The sequence below is a fragment of the Brevundimonas sp. genome (assembly GCF_003248455.1).
In the GTDB taxonomy this organism is placed as follows: Bacteria; Pseudomonadota; Alphaproteobacteria; order Caulobacterales; family Caulobacteraceae; genus Brevundimonas.
On the sequence record NZ_QFNM01000022.1, the window covers coordinates 62,066 to 80,659 of the forward strand.

The 18,594-nt window shown below is 67.5% G+C and carries 21 protein-coding genes; 8 read left to right on the top strand and 13 right to left on the bottom strand.

Annotated features, from left to right (window positions below; translation table 11 throughout):
• The first annotated feature begins 33 nt into the window (after positions 1 to 33).
• Positions 34 to 1,365 (top strand): type II restriction endonuclease, encoded by a 1,332-nt coding sequence (locus DI624_RS09705; RefSeq protein WP_291537731.1) that lies wholly within the window; start codon positions 34 to 36, stop codon positions 1,363 to 1,365.
• On the opposite strand, the gene DI624_RS16150 is transcribed toward DI624_RS09705, so the two are convergent.
• The 6 genes from DI624_RS16150 to DI624_RS09730 all read right to left on the bottom strand — a co-directional run bounded on the left by DI624_RS16150 (position 1,328) and on the right by DI624_RS09730 (position 4,557).
• Complete coding sequence (locus DI624_RS16150; protein ID WP_353738806.1) at positions 1,328 to 1,525, bottom strand: hypothetical protein; 198 nt, start codon at positions 1,523 to 1,525, stop codon at positions 1,328 to 1,330. The two genes, DI624_RS09705 and DI624_RS16150, sit on opposite strands and share 38 nt — an antisense overlap.
• A 122-nt stretch (positions 1,526 to 1,647) precedes the next feature.
• The gene (locus tag DI624_RS09710) at positions 1,648 to 1,995 is read right to left on the bottom strand and encodes a hypothetical protein (RefSeq protein WP_291537734.1); all 348 of its coding nucleotides are present in this window, start codon (positions 1,993 to 1,995) and stop codon (positions 1,648 to 1,650) included.
• Complete coding sequence (locus DI624_RS09715; protein WP_291537736.1) at positions 1,992 to 2,714, bottom strand: PepSY domain-containing protein; 723 nt, start codon at positions 2,712 to 2,714, stop codon at positions 1,992 to 1,994. Before DI624_RS09715 ends, DI624_RS09710 begins: the two co-directional genes overlap by 4 nt.
• 13 nt (positions 2,715 to 2,727) lie before the next feature.
• Positions 2,728 to 3,189 (bottom strand): DUF411 domain-containing protein, encoded by a 462-nt coding sequence (locus tag DI624_RS09720; protein WP_088582509.1) that lies wholly within the window; start codon positions 3,187 to 3,189, stop codon positions 2,728 to 2,730.
• A 63-nt stretch (positions 3,190 to 3,252) separates the two neighbouring features.
• A complete protein-coding gene (locus DI624_RS09725) occupies positions 3,253 to 3,807 on the bottom strand; it encodes a nuclear transport factor 2 family protein (protein ID WP_081836204.1) in 555 nt (184 codons plus the stop codon).
• Positions 3,808 to 3,903: 96 nt separating this feature from the next.
• The gene (locus tag DI624_RS09730) at positions 3,904 to 4,557 is read right to left on the bottom strand and encodes a DUF2231 domain-containing protein (protein ID WP_291537743.1); all 654 of its coding nucleotides are present in this window, start codon (positions 4,555 to 4,557) and stop codon (positions 3,904 to 3,906) included.
• Between the two features lie 116 nt (positions 4,558 to 4,673).
• On the opposite strand from DI624_RS09730, the gene DI624_RS09735 reads away from it, so the two are divergent.
• The 3 genes from DI624_RS09735 to DI624_RS09745 are packed head-to-tail and all read left to right on the top strand — an operon-like array spanning position 4,674 to position 5,979.
• Positions 4,674 to 4,955: a hypothetical protein gene (locus DI624_RS09735; RefSeq protein ID WP_035309315.1), complete on the top strand. Its 282-nt coding sequence runs from the start codon at positions 4,674 to 4,676 to the stop codon at positions 4,953 to 4,955.
• A complete protein-coding gene (locus DI624_RS09740; protein ID WP_088582505.1) occupies positions 4,952 to 5,392 on the top strand; it encodes a periplasmic heavy metal sensor in 441 nt (146 codons plus the stop codon). Before DI624_RS09735 ends, DI624_RS09740 begins: the two co-directional genes overlap by 4 nt.
• A gap of 8 nt (positions 5,393 to 5,400) precedes the next feature.
• On the top strand, positions 5,401 to 5,979 hold the full coding sequence (locus DI624_RS09745) for an RNA polymerase sigma factor (RefSeq protein ID WP_035309312.1): 579 nt from the start codon (positions 5,401 to 5,403) through the stop codon (positions 5,977 to 5,979).
• Between the two features lie 244 nt (positions 5,980 to 6,223).
• Here the strand turns inward: DI624_RS09745 and DI624_RS09750 are convergent, their stop codons facing one another.
• Positions 6,224 to 6,487: a hypothetical protein gene (locus tag DI624_RS09750; RefSeq protein ID WP_291537758.1), complete on the bottom strand. Its 264-nt coding sequence runs from the start codon at positions 6,485 to 6,487 to the stop codon at positions 6,224 to 6,226.
• A gap of 21 nt (positions 6,488 to 6,508) precedes the next feature.
• Between DI624_RS09750 and DI624_RS09755 the strand changes: the two genes are divergently transcribed.
• The gene (locus DI624_RS09755) at positions 6,509 to 6,916 is read left to right on the top strand and encodes a copper resistance CopC family protein (protein WP_052004988.1); all 408 of its coding nucleotides are present in this window, start codon (positions 6,509 to 6,511) and stop codon (positions 6,914 to 6,916) included.
• A 140-nt stretch (positions 6,917 to 7,056) separates the two neighbouring features.
• On the opposite strand, the gene DI624_RS09760 is transcribed toward DI624_RS09755, so the two are convergent.
• From DI624_RS09760 to DI624_RS09785, 6 genes are all read right to left on the bottom strand, one after another.
• Positions 7,057 to 7,860: an HAD family hydrolase gene (locus tag DI624_RS09760; protein ID WP_088582503.1), complete on the bottom strand. Its 804-nt coding sequence runs from the start codon at positions 7,858 to 7,860 to the stop codon at positions 7,057 to 7,059.
• 141 nt (positions 7,861 to 8,001) lie between these two features.
• Positions 8,002 to 9,240, bottom strand: coding sequence for a copper resistance protein B (locus DI624_RS09765; protein WP_230307596.1), 1,239 nt, complete (start codon positions 9,238 to 9,240; stop codon positions 8,002 to 8,004).
• Between the two features lie 377 nt (positions 9,241 to 9,617).
• Positions 9,618 to 11,480: a copper resistance system multicopper oxidase gene (locus DI624_RS09770; protein ID WP_035308097.1), complete on the bottom strand. Its 1,863-nt coding sequence runs from the start codon at positions 11,478 to 11,480 to the stop codon at positions 9,618 to 9,620.
• A gap of 137 nt (positions 11,481 to 11,617) precedes the next feature.
• Positions 11,618 to 12,007: a DUF305 domain-containing protein gene (locus DI624_RS09775; protein WP_291537770.1), complete on the bottom strand. Its 390-nt coding sequence runs from the start codon at positions 12,005 to 12,007 to the stop codon at positions 11,618 to 11,620.
• 65 nt (positions 12,008 to 12,072) lie between these two features.
• The gene (locus DI624_RS09780) at positions 12,073 to 12,753 is read right to left on the bottom strand and encodes a DUF305 domain-containing protein (protein WP_052004990.1); all 681 of its coding nucleotides are present in this window, start codon (positions 12,751 to 12,753) and stop codon (positions 12,073 to 12,075) included.
• Between the two features lie 281 nt (positions 12,754 to 13,034).
• The gene (locus DI624_RS09785; protein ID WP_291537773.1) at positions 13,035 to 15,389 is read right to left on the bottom strand and encodes a heavy metal translocating P-type ATPase; all 2,355 of its coding nucleotides are present in this window, start codon (positions 15,387 to 15,389) and stop codon (positions 13,035 to 13,037) included.
• Positions 15,390 to 15,490: 101 nt separating this feature from the next.
• On the opposite strand from DI624_RS09785, the gene DI624_RS09790 reads away from it, so the two are divergent.
• The 3 genes from DI624_RS09790 to DI624_RS09800 all read left to right on the top strand — a co-directional run bounded on the left by DI624_RS09790 (position 15,491) and on the right by DI624_RS09800 (position 18,545).
• Positions 15,491 to 15,766: a metal-sensitive transcriptional regulator gene (locus DI624_RS09790; protein WP_035308104.1), complete on the top strand. Its 276-nt coding sequence runs from the start codon at positions 15,491 to 15,493 to the stop codon at positions 15,764 to 15,766.
• Between the two features lie 892 nt (positions 15,767 to 16,658).
• Entirely contained in the window at positions 16,659 to 17,783 is a 1,125-nt protein-coding gene (locus DI624_RS09795; protein WP_291537777.1) for an acyltransferase, read from the top strand.
• 315 nt (positions 17,784 to 18,098) lie between these two features.
• Entirely contained in the window at positions 18,099 to 18,545 is a 447-nt protein-coding gene (locus tag DI624_RS09800) for a hypothetical protein (RefSeq protein ID WP_088582500.1), read from the top strand.
• The last annotated feature ends 49 nt before the right edge of the window (positions 18,546 to 18,594 follow it).

An 18,594-nucleotide genomic window follows, 5' to 3' on the forward strand; every position in this document is an offset into this window, starting at 1 on the left:
GCTGGAGCTGCGTGTCGGCTTGGGGACCGGCAAATGGCCGTTGTCCCGGCCGTCGGGAACCGCCTAGACTGGTCAGAAATCGGGGGAGGCGGCGTGCAGGAGCGACTTCGGGATCTTATTGGAGAGTGGCGGCGAGACCCGGCTGCGACCTATCAGACGTGGTTCCTGTGGGACGAGCGTCTAAAGAATTTCCGCTCGATCCGTCGCGGCATCGGTCAAGTCGTCGAGGAGATCGAAGCTGGCCAGTTCGGCGTGGCCTATCGCGGGTCGTCGCTGGAGACGATCGTTCACTCGGTCGCCGAACAACGGCAGATCTTCAAGGGCGCGGATCATGCCTTCCTCTGGAAACCCAAACTCCGCATCCCGGACATCTACGAAAATCCGGCCAATCAACGCGCTTTCGGCCGGCTTTTGCATCACTGCAGCTGTTGTTCGACGGAAACGGAAATTCTCACGGGCATCCGCACGATCGACCAGCTCCGAATCAAGGGCCTCGGGCCCGCAGTAGCCAACCTGATCTATTTTCTTCACCCTACCCACGTTTCGCCGTTTAATACCGCGATCGTCAACGGCTACAATGCGATCACCGGATCAAAGGTCAAGCTCGGGAGCTGGGAGCACTACCTTGCGATGCGGCAAGGAATTTTGGCCCTCAACGCTCGCTACAGCGATCTTCTGTCCAACGATCTCGGGGCGATCGCGGGCTTCCTGTTCGACGTGGGCTCCGGCCGTTATCCCGCGCCGCCCCTGGACGACGAGAGTCTGTCCGCCAGCGGCTGGGACGCGCGGCTGGCCGAAGCGCGCGCCGAAGCGGTCAAGTTCGAGAAGACCGCGCTCCAGCAGGGCGAGACGGACCGGACCCACACAGAGATCCAGGCCTGGGTCCGTGATCTGGGTCGCGCGCTGGGCTACAGGGTCTGGATCGCGTCCAATGACCGCGGGCGCCAGCACGAGGGCGCACGCCTGAGCGAGGGCTGCCTAGAACAACTACCGCCGTCGCTGGCGAACGGTCCAGGCGCCGAGTCCATCCGGCTGATCGACGTACTCTGGCTGGAGGGAGACGCGGACCGCGTGGCGGCCGCCTTCGAGGTCGAGCATTCCACCACGATCTACTCCGGTGTCGTGCGAATGCTGGACCTCGCCCTGTCAGGCGAACTAAACATCTCCGCCGGCCTTTTCCTGGTCGCTCCCGACAGCCGCGAAAACGATGTGCGGGCGCAGTTGCAACGTCCGGCCTTCAGCCGGATCGCCGATCTCAATGTGCGCTATCTGCCCTACGGAGAACTGGAACGGCACCGGGCATCAATCGCCCGCTTCGGAACCGGTCTCAGGGCTCTGACCGAGATTTCGCACCGCGTGACCTGATCGTCGGTGACTGGCCCGCCTCGCATCCAGGTCGTTCTGGCTCACAGGCCTGATAGGCAAGAGCGCGATCCTCCAGCCGCACCCGCCAGGTGATCAGCATGGCATTAAGCGCGGTGAACACCACTGCTATCCAGACCTGGCCGAAAACCAGCGGCAACATGGCGATCTCAAGAGATGCGATCCAGTAGTTGGGATGACGAATGACCCGGAAGGGCCGGATCGGACTAGCGGCGCGCCGGGCAGGTGATGATCCGAGTGGTCCAAAACCGGCCAAGGTCGCGATCACCCCGCTTGCTCCAGCGCGCTCGTCGTGCTCTCGGCCATCAGGGCGACTGCGTGTTCCAGGAACAGGTCGTTCCGCTCCGCGAAGCTGTGCGGCTGCAGATACCAGTCCATTGGGACGCACGAATGCCGTGTGTCGATCAAGGCGTTTCGATAGATAGGCGCCAGCCGCTCGAAACCGCCGTGGGTCGTGGCGAACATCTCGGCCCCGTTGGCCGCGACGTCCTCCTGCCGCAGGATGTACGGCGGCCAGGCGGTAGCCAGGGCAGCGAGACGCGGTTGTGAAGTCCGGTCGCTGTCGTCTCTTGGCGGAGCGTTTTCGTGTGGTCGATTGGTCGCCCGGCTCATGGCTCCCGCCTGCGAGCCGCACGCACCATTTTCAGGTCGCGGGAGATCCGTATCCAGAGCAGGATGAAGCCCGAAATCACGATGCTCAGGGTCAAGGCGGTAGTGATGATGATCAGGGGGTGATTGAAGTCCTCGCCGTCATTCCAATCCATGACGTGGAGACGCCAGAAGAAGTCGAAGATCCGCCACACGCCCGAGCGGCGGGTCATCACCTCGCCGGTGTCCGGCGACAGATAGAAGGACGTCTTTTCGCGGTCCGCGAAGTCCACCCGCCACAGCGGTCCCGTGCGTCCCGTTTCCTCGGGCGCCGTCTCCAGAAGCACCGCGCCGGAAACCCGCGCCTCGCCCTTGTACGCGCCCTTGGCGAAGGCCGAGGCGTCGGCGGCCGACATCGGTCCGAACGGCCGGCCGGTCGCGGCGGACACGACGACTGGCTCGCCCGACGCCGGCTTCAAGGTCCAGGCCGCCCCCCGCGGCGTCGTGTGAAGCTCCGCCTGGACAGGCGCGACGCCCGCTCGGCGCGCGATCTCGCTCAGTGCCGGAAGCGCGCCGAGCTCCAGCGGGCTCGGCTTGAGGTCAACCGCCCGATGTTCGCCGCGCACCGTCTCGATCGGAATGGCCGTCATCACCAGACCGCCGCCGACCCAGAACAGCACCTGAAGGCCGACGACGAGCGCAATCCATTTGTGCAGCTGGGTGGAGAGCTTGAGAACCTTCATCCCTGGGCCTCGCCTAGCCGTGACGCGCGAAGACGCGCGTACCGCCGCCCTTGAGGATCAGCAGGGTCTCATAGGGCTCACGTTGGCCGTCTGGCGTCTCCATGCCGGGAGACCCCAGCGGCATCGCCGGCACTGCGAGGCCCACGGCCTCGGGACGTTCGGCCAGAAGCTTGCGGACATCCTCGGCCGGCACATGGCCCTCGAGGACATAGCCGCCGATCATGGCCGTGTGGCAGGAGGCGAGCGCCTCGGGCACGCCTTGGGTGCTGCGTATAGAGCGAAGGCTCGGGAGTTCGTTGACCCGCGCCTTGAAGCCGGCGGCGCGCATGTGATCCACCCAGGCCGTGCAACAGGCGCAGGTCGGGGTCTTGTAGACCGCGAGCTCGGTCGATGAACGGGCGCCCGGAGCGCAGGCCGCGACGGCGACGGAGCCGGCCCCCGCAGCCAGAAATGCACGGCGTGAAAGCGTGGGCATCGATCTCATGGGTCCCTCTGGCGAGCGATATCTGGAGGCCGCCGATGACGGTCGCCGCCGCGATCAGGCGGCGGGGCGGAAGGGCCGGGCCGAGGAGTGATAGACGTCGAACCTCCACTCGTCACCCCGCTTGCGCAGGACGCTCGTGGCGGCGCCGCGGCGCTCGATGGGGGCCCGGGCGCTGTCCTTGAAGGTGATGTGGTAGGTGTAGGTCTCGCTCACGAAGGCGGTGTCGCCGTCGACCTCGACCTTCATCTCGTGGTCGCGGAAGTCGAAGCCGGCCAGATCCGCGAACTCGGGTCCGAGATGGTGCTCCAGATAATAGGCGAAGGATCCCTCCACGCCGCCGTTCTCGAAGATCTCCGAGTCGGGCCAGAACAGGGCCGGCGTCTGCGACACGTCCATCCGCTCGATGGCGTCCTTGTAGGCGGTGACGACCGTTCGCACCTGGGCCTCGTCAGCGGATTGCGCATGGCCGGGGGCGTGCGCCGAGCCTGGCGTATTGACCGAGCCGGGGGCGTGGGAGTGGGCCGGCGCCTGTGATTGAGCTTGCGCTTGGCCGGAGGTCGCGAGGAGGGCGGCGACCGCCGATCCGGCGAGTGCTGAACGGAACATCATGGTGCAGTCTCCTGGTTTGCCGCGGCCGCAGTAGAACCCGGTCCGGCGAAGTAGATGAAGAACGAGGCGTTCGGGCGACGACGGACCCCAAGGCCGTCAGAACATCAGATGCCTCATGCCATGGGTCAGCATCCCGCCCAGCAGGCCGTTGACCACCACGGCGGCGGCGGTCACGGTCAAAAGACCGATGTAGATCAGCTTGCGCCCGCGCCCCGGCCGGCGGACCCAGTGTTCCTTCGCCCACCAGCTCAGCAGGCCGAGCGCGGCGATCGAGGTGCCGAGCCACCGATGGTAGAGGTGAGTCACATCGTCCTTCCCGGGCAGCCCCATAGCGAACCATCCCAGCGCCACCGCGGCGACCGCGGAGATCGCCGCCAGGGCGATGATCACCCGCGTGCCCTGCGTCAGGACCGGCCGACGCAGCGTCAGGGCGGCGATCTCGAGGAGCGCGGCGACGAGGAACAGCGCGATCGGGAAATGGACGGCGGCGGGATGCATGGCGCCGAGCCAGCGATACAGGCGTTGAGGCATAGGCTTGGGACCCTCGTCCGCAGTCATGGCCCCGTGGTCCATGTCCATGGTCATCCCCGGCATGGCCATCACGCCGCCTTCTGGCACGGCGCCCGCCGGCGCGGCGGCCTGGGCGCGGGCCGCGGCCTGATTGTCATGATCCTCGTGCGCGAACGCGGGCGCGCTGACAGACAGCGCCACCACCAGGGCGAGCCCCGACAGAAGTTTGCGTATCGACATTGTTCTCTCCCATCCCGTCCCTTCTGCTAACTACGCACCGGAGAGGCCGTCCCCTCGTTTGAGGGATTTGGCTCGTTTCGGCGTAGTAGGGATTAGGGGCGCAAGGAGAGTGTTCGATGGCGCGTAATTTGGATGATCTTTTGGCCGGATCGGCGGCGACGCCCTTGGGCCGGTCGCTCGACGGGCTCGAACCGCTGGTCTGGAGCCGGGTCGACGCGCTTCGCGGCGAAAGGTTCGCGTCGCAACTGCGTTTGGGCGCCGTCGCCATGGCCCTGGTCACCGGCCTGACGGCAGGCGGCGTCGGCGCGGTCGCCGCCCCCAGACCGGCCGGAGAGATGGCCATCTTCACGGTCGACGCGGGCCTGTCGCCTCTGGTGAGACTGGAAACCGGCCGATGAAGCGCGGCTGGCAGGCCATCGCCCTGACGGCCGTCCTGGCGGCGGTCGCCAGCGGCGCGGGCACTTGGATCAGCGCCAGCTGGGTGCTGAGCCGGCGCGAACCGCCATCCCTGCACGACATCGTGCACCACGACCTGAAGCTCTCGCCCGACCAGCTGACCCGCATCGACGCAGTCGAAGCCCGGTTCGCCGCGCGCCGGCCCGCGCTCGAAGCGGACGTCCGCGCGGCCAATCAGGAACTGGCGCGCGCGATCGCACGGAGCGACGGCGACGGTCCCCAGGTCCAGGCGGCGGTGGACCATTTCCACGTCGCCATGGGCGCCTTGCAGAAGGAGACGATCGCCCACGTCTTCGAGATGCGGTCCGTTCTGACGCCGGCCCAGGCCGAGGTATTCGACGACCGTATCGTCGAGGCCCTCGCGCCCGACGAAGGCTAGCGTTCCGCGTGGACAGCCCCAACGACCTGTCAGCCCGCGCCGCCGGCGGGGACCGGGCGGCCTTCAGCGAGTTGATGCGGCAGACCAAGACTTCTCTGTTCCGTTTCGTCCGGCGCTATGTCGGCGATGAACAGGACGCCTGGGACCTGTTGCAGGACACCTATGCGGCGGCCTGGATCAACATTCGCCGCTACGACCCGGTCCGACCCTTCGAGGCCTGGATCCGGACCATCGCACTCAATAAATGCCGGGACTGGAGCCGTCGCCGCTTCGTTCGGCGGCTCATCCGGGGCGGCGTCGACCTGTCGTCGCCGGAAGCCATGTCCGTGCCGGACGGGGCCGAGGCGGTCGATGACCGGATGGATGCCAGCGCAAGGCTGGCGCGGTTGAACGAGGCCATGAGCCGTCTGCCGCCGCACCTCAAGGCTCCGCTTATGCTGACGGCAATCGAAGGGCGCAGTCAGGCGGAAACGGCCGGGATGCTGGGTGTCTCCATCAAGACCGTGGAGACCCGCGTGGCGCGGGCTCGTCGCAAGCTGTCCGAGGCGCTGGACGACACGCCCGCTGTCCGGGCCGCTCTTGAGTGATCAGCTCGAGGGTCCTCGGAACCTTCGTCGCGCCTTAGCCCCGCTCGGGCCGCAGCGGCGCTCCGTCGATCGACCTCCAGGCGGCGAGGGATGCGGCGCCCGTCCGCGTATTCTAGTATGAGGGCGTCGCGGGAAATCGACCCGATCATCGCCCTTTTCTTTCAGGAGCTTGTCACATGAGAGTCCCGATCCTAGCCGCCGCAGCGGCGATCACCTTGGGCGCCTGCCAGCCGGCCGCCGACCCTCAACCGGTCGAGGCCCAGACGGCGCCGGGCGCCTCGGCGACGACCCCGATGGAGGCCGCGCCGGTCGCCACGCCCGAGCCGACCCCGCAGCCGCAGGCCGCCGCACCAGCCCCGGCGCCGTCCCCCCGGGCCTCGACGCCCCGACCGACCCGCCCCGCGCCGGCGCCAGCACCCGCCCCGACGCCGCCGCCGGCCGATCCGATGGCCGGCCATGACATGTCGAAGATGGACGGCATGACCATGCCGCCCAACCAGTAGTCCACGTAAGCATCAGGAAGTCTCTCATGAACCGTTCAATCCTCACCAGCCTGGCCGCTCTGGCGGCGCTGGCTCCCGTCTCCCTCGCCCAGGCCCAGAGCCATTCGCACGCGGGCATGTCGGCGCAGGATCACGCCGCCATGCAGGCCCCCGCCAACGGCGTCGTCACCGCGCCCGCGGACAACGCCATGCTAGCGGTCGCGCCGACGACCTTCTCGGCGACGTTCCCGCACGCCATGACCCTGACCTCTCTCAGGCTGACGGGCCCTGACGCCCGGTCCATCGACGTGGCTGTGGTCGACGACGCGGCGCCGGTCACCACGGTCAGCGCGCCCCTCCCCATCCTGGCCCCCGGATCCTATTCCGCCGCCTGGGCCGCGAAGGGCGCCGACGGCCACCAGATGAACGGCCTCGTCCGTTTCATGGTTCACTGAGGGATCGGCCTCCCGCCTCCTGAGGGGCCGAAGCCGGATGTGGAAGGAACGCCGCGCGACCTGCCGCGCGGCGTTTTTCCGTCGTCGATCAGCGGTCGGCTCCCCGGCTGACCCCTCGCGATGGTCTTTCAGCCCTGGGCTCAGTCGGCGCGCCGTGATCGCCGGCCGGCGCGATCCATCCGGCCGGGGGGCGAACTACGCTCCTGAAGGTGGGGCGCCAAGCTCGCCAATGTCCGGGTCACAACGTGGGCGTCGCCGAAACCGCGTCCTACAGCTTGGCCAGCCTCCGGGTCGTACAGAATGGTGAAACAGCCCAGCGCCTTGGCCGGGCGAATGTCCCATTCCAGACTGTCTCCGACGACACAGACCTCGGGCGGATCGACGTTCAAGGCGGCAAACACTCGCCTGAACGCGCCCGGATCGGGCTTGCCAACGCCGACCTCGCCTTCAATCTGGATATGATGGAAACGCGAAGCCAGACCGAAACGCTCGATCTTGGCGCGCTGCAGTGGACCGGCGCCGTTGGTGAGCAGCGCGAGCCGGTATCCAGCGTCCCGCAGTTGGACCAACACGGCGTCCGCCTTGGGTTCGAGCCGCATCTGCCGGTCGCGATGGAGGCTGAAGGCGTCGGCGATGCGCTCTGCGATCTCGGGAGATACCGTTGGACTACTGTCGCGCCGCAAGGCCTCGAAGGCTTTGGCTGCGATGACGCGCCGGGCCTGCTTCGGGTCTGCGCGGCCCACGGCGTGGCTGTCCGGATCGCTCCAGAAGGCCCGCCCCGCCTCCGTCAGGGCGCGCGCTGCAACGTCCGGAGCGAGGTCGCCAAGCTCGGTCTGGTATACCTGACAGACGCTGCGCCACGCCAGATCAGGGCGGCGATAGGCTGAGAGCAGGGTGTCATCCAGATCGATCACGACGGCCCGGATCCGCCGCCCCGCTGTCATTGGACAACACCGGGCCGGTCACCGGCCGGCGCAAGGCACAGGCTGTAGCGAGGCCCTGGCCCCGGCGGGGGCGTCCTGACAACCGACCCGTTGCGTGCCTGTGGGGGCGCCGGCGTCAAGACAAGACCCGCCGCCGCTTCGCTAGAACCACGCCCGAATGCCGACGACCAGCCGGGTGTCTTCCGAGCTTCGCCCGTCAGCTTCCAGGAAGTCCGCCGTATTGCCGAAGCTCTTGGTCCATTCGACGCCGACATAGGGTGCGAATTCCTTGCGGAACTCGTAGCGCAAGCGGGCCCCGATCTGGAGCGTCGACAGGCCGGACCCGATCCGGAGTTCGGGGATGTCCTCCGCCGACAGCACCACCTCGGCCCGGGGCTGCACGATCCAGCGATTGGTGATCCGCTGATCATATTCGGCCTCCGCCCTCGCCGTCAGTTCGCCCTTGTTGGACAGGAAGGCCGCCGCATCGACCTCGAACCAGTAGGGCGCCAGACCCTGAATGCCGACGACCAGATCGGTCCGGTCGCCCTCGGGCCGGTAGGTCTGCCGCAGGCCGGTCTGGAAGTCGAAGAAGGGTCGGAACGCCCGGCTGTAGAGGGCCTGGATCTCGGCCTCCTCGACCTCGCCGTCAAAAGCGCCCTCCCCTTCCGACTTCCACCAGAACCGATTGATGTCGCCGCCGGTCCAGCCCTGGGCGTCCCAGGCGTAGCCTTCCTCGTCGTCGCCAAAGGTCGCTTCGAGCTGGTCGATGATGACCGCCGTCGTGCGGACGTTTCCGTGCTCGACCAACAGCTGGGCGCGGGCCGCCGCCATTTCGGCGGGGTCGAACAGCAGGTCGGCGGCATTGGCCGGCCCGCTTGCCGCGCCCGCCGGAGCGGGGGCTTCCGGTGGACGTCCGGGATTGTTCGCGCTGGTCGGGACGTCGGGCGGCATGGCCATTCCGGACATGTCGTGTCCGGCCGGCATCTGACCCATCGTCGACATGTCGTGCCCCGCCGGCATGGCCGGCGCGGGCGGGGTCTGACCCATGGTCGACATGTCATGGCCGGCATGCGGGGACGCGGCGGCCGGAGCCGGCTGGGTCTGGCCCATCGTCGACATGTTGTGTCCCGCCGGCATGGCTGGCGCGGGCTGGGTCTGACCCATGGTCGACATATCATGACCGGCATGCGGGGACGTGGCGGCCGGAGCCGGCTGAGTCTGGCCCATCGTCGACATGTCGTGCCCCGCGGGCATGGCTGGCGCAGGCTGGGTCTGACCCATGGCCGACATGTCATGGCCGGCATGCGGGGACGCGGCGGCCGGAGCCGGCTGGGTCTGGCCCATAGCCGACATGTCGTGCCCCGCCGGCATGGCCGGCGCGGGCTGGGTCTGACCCATGGTCGACATGTCATGACCGGCATGTCTAGACGCGGCGGCTGGAGCGGGCTGCGTCTGGGGCATCGTAGACATGTCGTGTCCCGCAGGCATGGCCGGCGCAGGCCGGGTCTGGCCCATGGTCGACATGTCGTGCCCCGCCGGCATCGCCCCAGCCTGCAGACGGACGGGCACCGCGCCCGTCGGGCACGTCGGCGCTCCGGCCGTCCCTATCCGGGATGCATCGGCGGTGGAGGAGCCGCGCGCGACGCAACCCTCCGGAAGCGTCTGGCGAACAGGCGCGGGCGTTGCATGCCCGGCGTGGCTCTGCGCCAGCGCAGGCGTTCCCGCCGCCGCGGAGGCCGCGGCGAGGATCAGGGGAAGGACGGCGACCGACGTCTTCACGATGCAGCTCCTTCCATCGGACGGACCGTGACCACATTGAACATCCCGGCATGCATGTGCAGCAATAGGTGACAGTGGAAGGCCCAGTCGCCGGGGTTGTCGGCGGTCAGGTCGAAACTGACCTTGCCGCCCGGCGGAACGTTGACAGTGTGTTTGAGCGGCTGGTGCCCGGCAGGGCCCCCGGTGACCAGTTCGAAGAAATGGCCGTGCAGATGGATCGGGTGCGCCATCATGGAATCGTTGACCAGGGTCACGCGCACCCGCTCGTCCCGCTCGAACCGGATCGGCTCGACCAGCTCGCTGAATTTTCGGCCGTCAAAGCCCCACATGAACCGCTCCATATTGCCGGTCAGATGGATTTCCATCGTCCGGGACGGGGGACGCTGATCCTTGTTGGGCTGGAGCGAGACGAGGTCGGTGTAGACGAGGACGCGATGCGGAACATCCTGAAGCCCGATCGGACGCTCGCCCATGCGGTTGGCCGGCGCCATCGCGATGGCATCGACGCCCACACCGACCGCCATGTCGGGCGGCGCATTCTCGGGATCGCGCATGTTCATTCCGGCCATGGAGCCGTGATCCATTCCAGGCATCGCCCCGGCAGGCTGGGCAGGCACGGCGCCGTGATCCATGCCCGCCATGGCTCCGCCGGAGGCTCCGGTCATGGCCCCGTGGTCCATCCCGGCCATGGCTCCGCCCGGCTGGGCTCCCATGGACCCGTGATCCATTCCGCCCATGCCGCCCATGTCCCCCATGCCCATGTCCTTCATGGTCAGGTTGGGAACCTCCCGCAGCGGCGGAACCTCGGCGGTCATTCCAAGACGCGGCGCCAGGGTCGCCCGCCCCATGCCCGATCGGTCGATGGCTTCGGAGACGATGGTGTAGGCGCGGTCCTCGGTCGGCTGGACGATGACGTCATAGGTCTCGGCCACAGAAATCTGGAACTCGTCGGTCTCGATCGGGCGCACATTCTCGCCGTCGGCCTGAACCACGGTCATCGGCAGTCCGGGAATTCGCACGTTGAAGATCGACATGGCCGAGGCGTTGATGATGCGCAACCGCACCCGCTCGCCGGGCCGGAACAGACCGGTCCAGTTCTCCCGCGGCCCGTGGCCGTTGATCAGATAGGTGTAGGTCGAGCCGTTGACGTCGAGGATGTCGCGCGGATCCATGCGCATCTCGCCCCACATCCGGCGCTCTTCCAGGCTCATCCGGTCGCTGCCGTCCAGCAGGCCGGCCAGGGTGGTGCGCTGGCGGTTGAAGTAACCGGGGCTCTTCTTGAGCTTGTCGAAGATTTCGTGCGGGTGCATGAAGCTCCAGTCCGACAGGACCAGCACATGTTCGCGGTCGTAGGCGACCGGGTCGGCGCCCGCCGGGTCGATGACGATGGGCCCGTAATGGCCGAGCGCCTCCTGCAGTCCTGAGTGGCTGTGGTACCAGAAGGTGCCGGACTGCCGGACCGGGAATTCGTAAACGAAGGTCTCGCGCGGGCGGATGCCGGGGAAGCTGACGCCCGGCACACCGTCCATCTGGAACGGCAGCAGGATGCCGTGCCAGTGGATGGATGTGTCCTCATCAAGCTGGTTCGTCACCGCGAGGCGGACGTTCTGGCCTTCGCGCAAACGGAGCACCGGCGCGGGAAGCACGCCGTTGATCGTTGTGGCCGTGGCGGTGCGCCCGTTCACGGTGAACGGCGACTGACCGATCGTCAGGTCGATGTTCGGGCCGGTGAGGGTCGGCAGGTCCGCCCGCAACCCCGGCGAACCTGTCTGGGCCCAGGCGGGCATCAAGCCCTGCAGGGCCGCGAGACCGCCTCCGGCGACAGCGCCGCGCAGCAGTAGTCGACGATCCAGCTTCATGGGATACTCCTGAAAGTCATGACCGCGCCTCCGTACGGCGACGATCTATAGGGATTTACGCAGGCGACGCGGTCGGCCCTCGCGACACGCTGCCGCAGAGCCGACCGCGCCGGCGGCCCTCGCGGCCGCCCGCCGAATTACCGCCGCGCCAGAAGAGCCTTCATCTGGGCGATCTCCTGTTCCTGGGAGCGGACGATTTCCTCGCACAGACCGAGCACTTCCGGATCCGTCAGCGAGGCTTGCTGGCACATCAGGATGGCGCCGGAGTGGTGCGGGATCATCGAACGCAGGAACTCCGTGTCTCCCACCGCCGCCTGGGTCCGCATACCCCAGAAGCTGACCGCAAACACCAGGGCGGCAGCCCCGCCGATCAGCAGATTCGTCCGTTTCGACGGATACATCGACCGCATGAACACCAGCATGAGGATCGCCATAGGCGAGACCATCATCAGCGTCATGTAGACGTTGTTGAGGTTGAAATAGAAGTGATTGAGGGACGCGATCATCGTGTACATCACCAGGTACATGATGATGAAATCCTTGTTCTTCCTCTACTCGCAAATCTGCAACGGGACTTCTCGCCGACGCCGGATCATCCTGCGCTGGCGGGATGAGCCTCCAGCCAGGCGCGCAGCTCCGCGATGTCCGCGGTCTGCATCTCGATCGTCTTCTGCGCCATGCGCCGGATGTCGGCGTCCTGGCTTTCGCGCAGCACCACCTGGGCCATGTCGAGGGCGCCCTGGTGATGCGCGATCATCTTGCGAGCCCAGGTCTGGTCCGTGTCGACCCCGGTCGCGGCCATCATGGCCTCCATCATTTTCGCTTCGGCCGGCGCGAACGGCGGCTCACCGCCTCCGCCCGGCGCTGCCGCACCGGCTGCGGCCCCCACGTTTGTTTCGAGCCAACGCTGGAGCTCGGCGATGTCCCCGGTCTGCATCTCGACGGTCTTCTGCGCCATCCGGCGAATGTCGGCATCCCGCGTGTCGCGCAGCACGATCTGGGACATATCGAGGGCGCCTTGGTGATGGGGGATCATCTTGCGGGCCCATGCCTCTCCGGCGCTGGCTCCCGTCGCCGACCTCATGGCCTCGTGCATCCTCGCCTCGGCGGCGGAGAAGGGCGTCTGCGCCATCGCCATGGGCTCCGGAGTCTGCGCCGACTCGTCGGCCTTGGAGGCCGCCGGCGGCTCGGCGGCCGGGCTGCACGCCGCCACGAGGAGAGCGGAACAGCCGGCGAGCAGAACGGACGAGCGTGTGAAGGTCAGGTTGAACATCGGGTGTCTCCGGCGTGGGGCGGCGCCGGCGAATCGGCCGGCGGCTAGTTGACGAAAGCGCCGCGGGGCGGCGGCGGGACGCGGACTTGAACCGGGATCTCGGCGCCGTTGCGCAACCGGACATGAACGCCAGTTAAATCCGGGTCCTCCGACACGGTTCCGCCTTGATCAAATATACCCGAACGCTGTTGGATCAGGCGAGGGATCGGCTGCCGGAGTGCGTAATGGCGCAAACGCCGGTCGTCGCCTTCTCCTGGCCCCGGTCCCCCATGCCGCCCCCGTTAAAGTCTGACCGCACGAAGCCGCAGCGCATTGCCGATGACGCTCACGGAGGACAGGGCCATCGCCAACGCCGCCAGAGCCGGCGACAGCAGGAGGCCGAAGACCGGGTACAGCAGCCCCGCCGCGACCGGGATGCCCAGGGCGTTGTACCCGAAGGCGAAGACGAGATTCTGGCGAATGTTGCTCATCACCGCCTTCGACAGCTTGCGGGCCCGGACGATGCCCTGGAGGTCGCCCCCCAGCAGGGTGACGCCGGCGCTCTCGATCGCCACGTCGGAACCTGCGCCCATGGCCACACCAACATCGGCGGCGGCCAGGGCCGGGGCATCGTTGACCCCGTCGCCAGCCATGGCCACGATGCGGCCCTCGGCGCGCAGCCGCTCGACGACCGCCGCCTTGTCCTGCGGCAGGACCTCGGCCTGGACGTCGTCTATGCCGAGCCGGCGCGCCACCGCCTCGGCCGTGGTCCGGTTATCCCCGGTCATCATCACCAGGCGCAGGCCCGCGGCCTTCAGATCGCGAATGGCCCCGGCGGTCGTCGCCTTGACCGGGTCGGCGATGCCGAGGACGCCGGCCGCGGCCCCGTCCACGGCCACGAAGATCGCGGTGGCGCCGTCCTGGCGTAGCGCCTCGGCCTCGGCCTCGAGGGCGGCGACATCGACGCCGATCTCCTTGAGGTAGCGGCCGTTGCCGAGCGCCACGCGGCGGCCGTCGACCACCCCGGTGACGCCACGCCCGACCGGGCTGTCGAACTCCGAGGCCTCCGACAGCGCGAGCTTGCGATCCGTCGCGGCGCGGACGACGGCGTCGGCCAGCGGATGTTCGCTGGCCCGCTCCAGACTGGCGGAGAGTCTCAGAAGCTCGGTCTCGTCGAACCCGGCGGCGGGCCGGATGGCCGTCACCGACGGTCGCCCCTCCGTCAGGGTACCGGTCTTGTCGAGCACCAAGGTGTCGACCTTTTCGAAACGCTCCAGCGCCTCGGCGTTCTTGATCAGCACCCCGGCGTGGGCGCCGCGCCCCACCCCGACCATGATCGAGATCGGCGTGGCCAGGCCCAGGGCGCAGGGACAGGCGATGATCAGCACCGACACCGCGGCGACGAGGGCGTAGGACAGGCGCGGCTCCGGACCGATCAGGCCCCAGACGACGGCGGCGAGAACCGCGATGGCGATCACGGCCGGCACGAACCAGCCGGACACCTTGTCGGCCAGCCGCTGGATCGGCGCGCGGCTGCGCTGGGCCTGGGCCACCATCTGGACGATCTGCGCCAGAAGGGTGTCGGCGCCCACCTTGTCGGCCCGCATCACGAACGAGCCGGTCTTGTTGAGCGATCCGGCGACGACCTTGTCGCCGACGTCCTTGGTCACCGGCATGGATTCACCCGTGACGAGGGACTCGTCGATGGTCACCCGACCGTCCAGAATCTCGCCATCGACCGCCACCTTCTCGCCGGGGCGGACGCGCAGCCGGTCTCCGACGGCGACCATGTCGAGCGTGACGTCCTCGTCGCCGCCGTCGTCACGGAGCCGCCGCGCGGTCTTGGGCGCCAAATCAAGCAGCGCCCGGATGGCGCCGGACGTCTGTTCGCGGGCGCGCAGCTCAAGAATCTGGCCCACCAGAACCAGGACGGTGATGATGGCCGCTGCCTCGAAATAGACCGGCGCGCTGCCGTCCATCCGGCGGACCGCCGCCGGGAACAGAGCCGGCGCCAGCACCGCGACCACGCTGTAGATCCAGGCCGCGCCGACGCCGATGGCGATCAGGGTGAACATGTTGAGGCTGCGGTTGCGGAGGGAAGCCCAGCCCCGCTGGAAGAACGGCCAGCCGGCCCACAGCACCACGGGCGTCGCCAGCGCGAACTGGATCCAGTTGGAGGTTTGGCCCGAAATCCGCATCGCCAGTCCGGTCAGATGGCCGCCCATCTCGAGCGCGAAGACGGGCAGGGTCAGGACCGCGGCAACCCAGAGGCGGCGGGTGAAGTCGATCAGTTCGTGATTGACCGGCGCCTCGGCGGTGACGGTCTCCGGCTCCAGCGCCATGCCGCAGATCGGGCAGGAGCCCGGGCCCTCCTGGCGCACCTCCGGATGCATCGGGCAGGTGTAGATGGCGCCCGGGATGACAGGCGCCGGTTGCCGGGTCTCGCCGAGATAGCGGTCCGGATCGGCGATGAATTTGGTCCGGCAGCCCGCCGAACAGAAGAAATAGTGCTGGCCGTCGTGGACGGCCCGATGCGCCGCGGTCGCGGGATCGACGGTCATGCCGCAGACCGGATCGACCGCCTTCGCGCCGCCGTCGGCCGATTTGGCCGAACAGCAGCTGTGACCGGCCGGATGCGAATGGGAGGGCATGGACATGGCGGGCTCCTTGAAACAGCTGGACGCCAGATATACCCTATGGGGGTATCGCGCAAGGCGCTGTCCTGGGGTAGGGTCGAACGGTCAGAACGAGGAATTGGATGCAGACGGAAACCAAACCCAAGGTGTTGAACCGCCTGAACCGGATCGAGGGCCAGGTTCGCGGCATCGCCCGGATGGTCGAGGAGGACCGCTACTGCGTGGAGGTCCTCACCCAGCTCCAGGCCGTGCGGGCCGCCCTGCTGCGCGTCGAGAGGGAGGTGCTGAAAGACCACCTCGACCATTGCGTCATGGGGGCGATGACCGGCGACGATCTCTCCGATCGCAAGGCCAAGGCCACAGAACTGATCAACCTTCTCGGACGCGCATCGCGCTAGCGCAGGATATTTCCCTAGACGGCCTGTCGGATTGGTTCGGCGAGCGTCCTAAAATATCCTCTCGGGTAGTAGGGCCGATCGGACACGCCGATCTGGCCTGTCCGGGGGCGTGTGGGCCCCGGACCGGAACTTGCCCAAGAGATGATCCCACAGGCTGATGAACAGGCCGAAAAACCCACGGAGAATCACGGGCGCATAGCGAAGACGTGGAGCCTGCATCTGCGCCTAGGCCAGGACCTTGAGGCGCCGACCGACCAGGCCCCACGGGCGACGGCTCCGGGCGCCGGGTCCTCAGACGGCTTGAGAAGCACCCCTTCAAGGCGTGGATCCAGCTTATACGCCTTGACGCCGAGCCGTTCTCTGAAGCCCGCCACGATGCGGTCCGGCTGGGCCTCAGGGCTCGACAGGGCCGTCAGGGAGGGCGGAATGACGAGGCGAGGGCCGGCCCGATCAGCGCCAGAAAGCCCGATGACGATCGCCTGACGGCTCGGGGCGCGACGGTCGTCCAGAACCACGCGGGCCGAGCCCGCGCGAGCCACGGTCAGCTGGATTGCGACATGGGCGTGGGCGACGTGGTCTTCGTGCGGGCCCGCATGGGCGGCCGATCCATCGCCCATGGAGAAAACCGCGCTCGATGAGATCCAGGCCATCGTTCACCATGGCCGCGCCGGTCTGTGGGCTGAGCCGGTGGCGCGCGTCATCGCGCCTTCCGATGAAAACCTGCAAGCCGATCGCCATGAGCCCGCGAGCGGCGCAGGATCAGATCATGGCCTTTTCTCCAGCGCGGCAGGCCTGATCCCCAGATGCGACAGAATGAGGGATGGAGGCGACCGATGCGTAGACCAATTAAGCGGTCCGTCCTGTGCCGCCTGCCTTTGGGGGGCCATCGTTCATGACGTCCGTTTCTCCGACTCACGAAGGCTACCCGGCTGATCTGATGGCCCTGACCAGCCTGCGGGCCTTCCTGGCCATGGGCGTGGTGCTGTTCCACTACCAGCTTCAGTGGGATCCGGCCCTCGGCTACAGCCCGATCATCGAGCGAAGCCGGCTGGCGGTCGACGCCTTCTTCATGCTGTCGGGCTTCATTCTGGCCCACGTCTACGGCCCCGCTTTCGCCGCAGGAACATTCAGCTACAGGCGCTTCCTCGTGGCCCGCTTGGCTCGGCTCTATCCCCTCCATCTGGCGATTTTGGGCGGTGTTCTGATCATGGTGCTCGGAGCTTCAATCTCTGGCGTTCCGTTCGATCTCTCGACCTATACGACAGAGGGCTTCTTCAAGACCCTGTTCCTGGTGCAGGCGTGGTTTCCAAGCGAAATCGGATACAATTGGAGCGGCCCGTCCTGGTCGCTCTCGGCGGAATGGTTCGCCTATCTGCTGTTCCCGGCCTACGCCCTTCTCTCGATCCGGATGAGACATCGTCCTTGGTTCCTGCTCGGCTTGGGCATCGTCAGCTATGTTGTCATCGACGCGGCCTACGTCTCAACCTTCGGCAAGGTTCTGCCTCGGGCCGAGGACGACATGGGCATCTTGCGCATAGCGCCGGCCTTTCTGATCGGCATGGCGCTCTACGGCTTGGGCCATCGCTGGCGCTGGAGCCGGCCCGTCGCCATCGCCGCCGCCCTGGCTGCTACCCTCGTGTTGCTCGGCGCTATGCAGCTGTCGTTGGACGACCGGATCATCGTCGCCCTCTCAGCCCCCGTTATCCTGACCTGGTCCCTGCTCGCACGCGCGGACTGCGAGGGGCCTCTCGCCGCCCCTGCGCTGGTTTTCGCCGGTGAAGCCTCCTTCGCCCTCTATCTCGTGCACATGCCCGTCCTCGTCGCCTTCAAGGGCGTGGTCGCCGAACTGCGCGGCATCGACAGCGCCTTCCGCATCACGCCAGTCGAACTGGCAGGGTTGTTCGTCGTCACGGCGCTGATCGCGGCGGCCCTGCATCTGCTCGTTGAGAAACCTGGGCGAACCTGGATCCGACGCCGGTTCGAAAGCCGGCGAGCCCGGCCCGCAGCGCCGGCCTGACCCCGGGCCACGAGACGTGGGTACTGCCTCGGCGTCGGTCAATCCCGACCGGTCGGCGCCGCACTGGCGCCGCAGCGACCCGCAGCCCACCAAGAAAACATTTTGAGAATGATAGTGAGTCACTCCCATGCCGCCCCTTACCACGACTGGCGGATCGATCAATGTTCGCATCGTCGCAGCCGTCAACGGAGCTCCCGACCTCCGCCATCACGTATCCACCTGAAGGACGAATCCTAGCCATATCGTGATGCGGCAACCTCGACCGTTGCCATTGGGATCGGGTCGCACTATGGCGGATGAAGGAGCCGTTCAATCTTGTCTCGCCTGTTTCGCACCATTTGCGTCAGCCTGTGCGCCGCCCTCGTGGCGACGTTGAGCCTGCATGGGGTTCAGGAAGGGCGGCACCAGATTGCCCATGCGTCGGATTGGCCGGCAGTCGCGATCGGCCACGGTGATCACGCAGAGATCGCGGACGTCGATCATGGCTCGCTGCACGTCCATATCGCCCCCGACGCGCCGGCCGAGGATCCACTGGATCAAGCCGAAGACGGCGAAGACGAGGGCGAGGCCGGGCGTCCAGCAAGCCATCACCACCATACGAGCGGCGACAGCCACACCGCCATCCCGATCCTCAACCGCGATCTGAGCCCCCTCGTCGCCATGAACGCCGTGCTGATCCAGCCGGCGGGCGATGGCGCACGTCCGGCCCACGACGGCGACGGGCCTGAATACCCTCCCAGACGGACGCGCACGATCATCTGATCCGACGCGGCCAATCGGTCGCGCGTGCACCCCCGTTTCCCGGAGAGAA